This is a genomic window from Anaerovibrio sp. (assembly GCF_024697385.1).
In the GTDB taxonomy this organism is placed as follows: domain Bacteria; phylum Bacillota; class Negativicutes; order Selenomonadales; family Selenomonadaceae; genus Anaerovibrio.
The window spans coordinates 1-5,639 of record NZ_JAILFV010000201.1; the positions used below are offsets into that span (position 1 = coordinate 1).

At 44.1% G+C, this 5,639-nt stretch carries 4 protein-coding genes; all 4 read right to left on the reverse strand.

Going from position 1 to position 5,639, the window contains the following annotated elements:
• The coding region (locus tag K6C05_RS10340) for a PTS transporter subunit EIIC (RefSeq protein WP_296734442.1) at window positions 1-917 on the reverse strand (917 nt) is incomplete at its 3' end.
• Between the two features lie 429 nt (window positions 918-1,346).
• Entirely contained in the window at window positions 1,347-2,639 is a 1,293-nt protein-coding gene (locus tag K6C05_RS10345) for a sensor domain-containing diguanylate cyclase (protein WP_296734444.1), read from the reverse strand.
• Between the two features lie 541 nt (window positions 2,640-3,180).
• Entirely contained in the window at window positions 3,181-4,512 is a 1,332-nt protein-coding gene (locus K6C05_RS10350; protein ID WP_296734446.1) for a hypothetical protein, read from the reverse strand.
• 41 nt (window positions 4,513-4,553) lie between these two features.
• The gene (locus K6C05_RS10355; protein WP_296734449.1) at window positions 4,554-5,354 is read right to left on the reverse strand and encodes a L,D-transpeptidase family protein; all 801 of its coding nucleotides are present in this window, start codon (window positions 5,352-5,354) and stop codon (window positions 4,554-4,556) included.
• Window positions 5,355-5,639: the final 285 nt, after the last annotated feature.

Consider the following 5,639-nt stretch of genomic DNA (forward strand, 5'->3'; position numbering starts at 1 on the left):
TCAAAGGGCTCAGTAATACCGCAGACAAATGAACACAATGCTGCAGAGCCCATTATACCCGCAGTGTATTTTCTGCGTGAGCTTTTGGAGGTATGAATAATAGCCAGGGCAGCACCCGGAATACCAAACATCATACATGGGAAGAACCCCGACATATAAATGCCCAATGACCATGGAACATCTGCATCGGTATGACCGGCCCAAAAATGAGTAAGATCCCCAAGACCAATGGTGTCAAACCAAAAAACATTGTTAAGGGCATGATGCAATCCCAATGGAATGAGAAGTCGGTTGAGAAATGCATAAATACCGGCACCAACTGCCCCCATATCGGCAATCCCCTGTCCGATATTTACAAGGCCACCAAACAATACCGGCCAAATGAAAAACAAAATTCCGGAGGCCAAAATTGAAAACAGCCCGGAAACAATTACAGTACAGCGTCTTCTGCTGAAAAAAGCCAGCCATTCAGGCAGGTCTGTACCCTTAAACCGGTTATAGCACTGGGCACCGATAATACCGGCCAAAATACCAATAAAAGGATTCTCTATCTTCTGAAACGCCAATAAAGCTGCAGGCTGATCGGCAATAGCCGGTGTGAGGAGCTTTACAAAATCCGCCTGCAAAAGTGTAGTGATGATAAGCCAGGAAACCAGCGCCGTGATACCTGCTGTTCCATTTTGATCATCAGACATGCCCACACCAACACCAACTGCAAAAAGCAGGGCAATATGATCAATCAGTGCACCTCCTGCCTTTACCAAAAACATTCCAATAACAGGAATCAGGCCCTCAACTGCACCTCCCTGCATGGAAGCAGGACACAGGAGATACCCCAGCCCCATAAGAATACCGCATAATGGCAGGCAGGCCACCGGAAGCATCAGTGACTTGCCGATTTGTTGAAGAAACTTCATAAAAAAACCCCTTTCTAAAAATAATTACCCACTATATTTGCTCCAAAAGTCTATTAATCCAAGCATCAACAGCCTAAACAAAAAAATGGTCAGAACGACAGGCTATAAACCAGCAACACCTCCATTCCAAAGGAAGTACTCCGTCACACAGCTCCGCATCCCGATAAGTTGAATAAGATAAAGATAAGCCAATAATAATATGACCCGCTTTTCCTCATACAATTATGATATATTCTGTGAATATACTAGTCAACAATAAAAACCGGGGTAGCTCCCGGTTTTTATTGTTGATTTTATCCATATTACTTTCCAACTTAACTTTTATAACGCAGCTGTTCAAATTTTTCTTATGAAAAAGAAAAATCTTCCAATTGGCGTTTTACCCAAGAACACCAGCTTTGCGTTACACGAGGGGGTGTATATATCCTGTCACCTCGTTATAAAAATATGCTCATTTTCCATGGAAACATCATATACCCGATAACAGCTCCTACCGGCATTTTTTGCCGCATACAAGGCCATATCACTCTGGTGCAGTAAATCATCCATAGCCGTCTTGCCATCACCTACAGCAATACCTGCACTGACTGACAGCCAAGTCATATCAGATTTTGTCAAAAAATGCTCCTTAATATCATGGATGAACTCATCCACCCGTTCCTTAATTTCCTCAAGAGACACCTCTGTCAAAAAGATTGCCAGGAATTCATCGCCACCCAGTCTTACCAGGAATGCATCAGGAAAATCCACCTTCATGGAAGATGCCACATAAAGCAACACCCTATCTCCCACAGCATGCCCACAATCATCGTTGACCTGCTTAAAATGATCCAGATCAAAATAGATAAAGGTCTGCTGACGGACATCCCCCTTTTGCAGCTTCTCCTCAATATACGACTCCAAATAGCGACGATTTGCCAATCCTGTCAAGACATCCATTTGGGCCATTTCCAAAATTTTCTTTTGATATTGCCGTTCCTTGGTTACATTGCGGGCCATCCCCACAGTACCAATAATTGTCCCGTCCACATCCCGAATTGGCGTCTTATAGGTCATCAGGATACGCATCCCCTCAGGGGCTTTTACCTGTTCTTCAAACAGACAGGTAGTTCCCTTCTTGATGACTTCATTTTCCGTCTCCATGCAAACATATTCTCCCTTGGCATACTCCTCCGGTGTCAGTCCCCAAATATAGCAATGCCCCCGACCGGCAATGTCATCCTTGGTTTTACCAACTACCTCACAGAAAGCATCATTTACTTTCAAATGTGCCCCCTTAATATCCTTATACCAAATCAAATCCGGCACAGGATCTATTGTGTTATCCAAATATGCCCCAGTCAGCCATAAATCCTTTTCCAGCTTGAGATACTTGAGCAACTCACCAAAGTAAAATTTCAATAAGGATGTTGTCAGTGGCTTTGACCACAAAAAATCTATCCCGGAAAGTGCTTCCTCCGACATTGCCTCTGCCTGTGCCGTACAAAAAACAACCTTTTCATCCTTCGCAGCAGACCGAAGTGCCTCCGGGGAAAAACCAGCCGATTCATCCGCAATCACAACACCAATTATTCCCGGTACAAAATCTTTTTCCAATTCATCCAGTGATTGTAACTGATAAAAACAATGCGAAAATCGCTCCAACGGTACAATATTCTTAAGAATTTCAATTTGCTCAGCTGTCATTCCGGCCAACCAAAAATGAACCTTTGCCGAATACATTACAAATCCCCCTCCTCAACAGACATTCCCTGCATCATTTATGTTTAGCAAAAAATAAACGAACTATATTCACCTAGTATTTTACTACAAAGTAATCCGCTTCGTCATGTATCGGCTTATTGATATTAATACAACCTCATTTTTTTATTTTCAATCCCTTAAAAAAGAGCTGTTAGAAAATCCTGCAGATCATCACGCATTGCCATCTCTTTTGCATATTTCCGGAGGTCTGGTGATCTGACACCAATAACTTTTGATAATTCAACCATAGGAATAATCTTGCTCTGAAAATGTGCCGTCGGTGCCTAGCATCGCGAGGCGGATGATGTCAGCAGCGTAGCTGCGTCATAAAAACAAGAAAACCGGGAAACTCAAAGTATGTGCAACACAACTTTGCCTTCTTTCCAGTGAGCTCCACTAGACTCCCGCTTCGCTATAGCTCGCATTCGTCAAGTGGTGCTGGCACGAAAGCGCGGCGTGTAGCTTTGCCTTCTTTCAAGTGAGCTCCACTAGACTCCTGCTTCGTTTTGGCTTGCAGTCGTCAAGTGGTGCTGGCAAAGACAAGGTCATCGCCGGCATCCTCCTTATAGTCCTCCCACATTATCTCATGAGCACTGTTCAAGATAAATAATCCGGTTCCGTCTTTATACTTGACTACCTCACTCTCCAGTCCCAAATCATTAACGGTATGTATTCTCAGACAACCATCCGTATACCATAGAGAATGGCAGCTGGCCGGTATTGCGGTCATAGTCCATACATATGACTGCATAGCCCCATTGCCCCAGGAAATCTGAATATTATAAACCCCGGAATTACTCCCCTTCTTGATTTCAAGAGTACATCTGCCGGCGATTTTCTCCGCCCATGTCCCCAAGAGGGATTCAGGTGTATATCCCAGGCGTTCCATATCCTTATGAGCCCTCAGTGATTCTTCCCAATCATCCAGGATATCTCCACACTCAATATCATGTTCCAGGAAACTTGCACGATAAAAACCCACAGTCTCCCCTTTCCTGATTTCCCTTACAAGGTTTTCATTTTTATCCCCGGTAAAGAAATCCAGCCGAACATCATATTTAGGAATCGTCAGGCTGATATAGTCCCCTGTAGGATTGACTTCCCCATTAACCAGATCATAGCGGGCATTATATAGCATTCTCCTGGCGTAAGGCAACGCCGAAAAGCCACTACCATTCACAGGATTCCCCCGCCTCTTGCTGATACTGTACTCCATCCCATCGCCATACATAACATTTGCCAGGTAGATACCAATATTACTGTTATCCGCCCATTGTGGTATTAGGCCATTGTCCTCCACAAACTTGTTGCGAACAATGCTCCAGGCCCATCTGTTCAGAACGCTCCACTGTTCCTGGTCCCTTTCCATGGCTGCAGGAGTGTCACGAAAATACCGCACATCAGTAGGGTGGTAATATATATAACAATTCCCTTTACCGTCCTTGGCAAAGTACTCCCGCCCTGACATATCATTACAGAGATACTCATGTAGTTCCTTTTCAGGCACTTTACCAATAGAAAACAACCACCCGGCACCATCAAAGCTGTTATACCCTTTTTTTGCAGCTTCCCGTGACGCCTTTTCCGAAACCGAGAAGAGTCCTCCCGGAGATTCACTTACCGTATCTATATAAAGTAAATCATCGTAATTATATGGTATAGTAAGCTTCAGTCCATTACTCTCATATACCTTATCAGGTATCTGGGCAAACTTATTGGCCTGGGCTACCTTCATGCCCATATCCTGCTGAAAAATGCCCACGGGATTATACCAATAGGTACAGGCCAGTGAGGTTGCTACTAATGCAGAAATAGCTATTTTACCATACTTCATAGATATCTGTCCTTTCATCACCTTTTACTGTCGGAGTTCATCCCTCCAACAGACTCCACTTAAAATTCCCCTCCCAGATTTTCCAGGGAATCAATCACAACAGCACATTCAGGCTCAACTCTCTGCATTACCTGACGCATTTTATCCTCCGGCAGGGCCACACACCCACCGGTATATGGCTTCTGCGGGCCAAAGCAATGCATGAATATCGCCGAGCCTTTACCCGGAGTTCCACTTTCATTGTAGCTGATGTTCAAACAGTACTGATACTGCAATGTATAATCAATAAGATGTTCGCTTTCCCCAGTATCCAATTCAGGGTAATCCCTGATGTTTACCATCTCATTGTATTTCATACCAGGACGGCCATCACCGGACCAGTACAAGTTTTCATCCACCTGGGTATAAGGCAGCTTACATCCAGGATTCATCAATATTCCAAAGGCCTTATTAAAATGATAGGTTCCTACCGGAGTCTTGCTGTCACCTTCCTTGACCTTGCCCAAACCATTTTTCCCGATAAAACCCGGAGTAGTCACAATTTGATGCCATTTACCTGTCCTATCCTTTTCATGCAGGGAAATCCACGCGGTCTGGTCACCTATTCCGGCTACAACCACCATCTGGGTATGAGTTTTGGCTGCAGGCAGATTGCTCACCCATTCCGGACTCAGCTCATACATCTTCCTGATTTCCTCATCTACATCCACGGAAGCTGTCGCTGAAGCCGCCTCCGCTATAGCCATTGTCCATGCGCTGCCATTATTCATCACCGCAAGATTTCCACCATATAACATCAGGGAAGCAGCAAAAAAAGCCCCGACAATTTTGTTTAACCTACTCTTGGCAAATATAGCCATTATTGCCACAATAAATCGCCTCCTTGAACTATTATGAATGTAACATACTTTAGCATGTGTCTTATTCTACAACCTTCACCGTCATTCCTTCATGGTATAAAAAAAGACCTGCATTAGCTATAAAATAGGTTAGAAGATCTGTATAGATTCATTGGTACAAAACCTCATCCGGATGCTGTGTTGCCGCCAACGGTATATGGCCAGCGACTTATTGCTGGACATATAACTAGTACCCGTAGGGTGCTTCCCCAGAGGAAAAGGCTTATACTTCACTTTTAGGTAACC

What these genes read in the sequence shown, in the direction of transcription:
- K6C05_RS10345 (WP_296734444.1), bottom strand. Translation starts at nt 2,639, where the DNA reads ATGTATTCGGCAAAGGTTCATTTTTGGTTGGCCGGAATGACAGCTGAG.
- K6C05_RS10350 (WP_296734446.1), bottom strand. Translation starts at nt 4,512, where the DNA reads ATGAAAGGACAGATATCTATGAAGTATGGTAAAATAGCTATTTCTGCA.
- K6C05_RS10355 (WP_296734449.1), bottom strand. Translation starts at nt 5,354, where the DNA reads ATGGCTATATTTGCCAAGAGTAGGTTAAACAAAATTGTCGGGGCTTTT.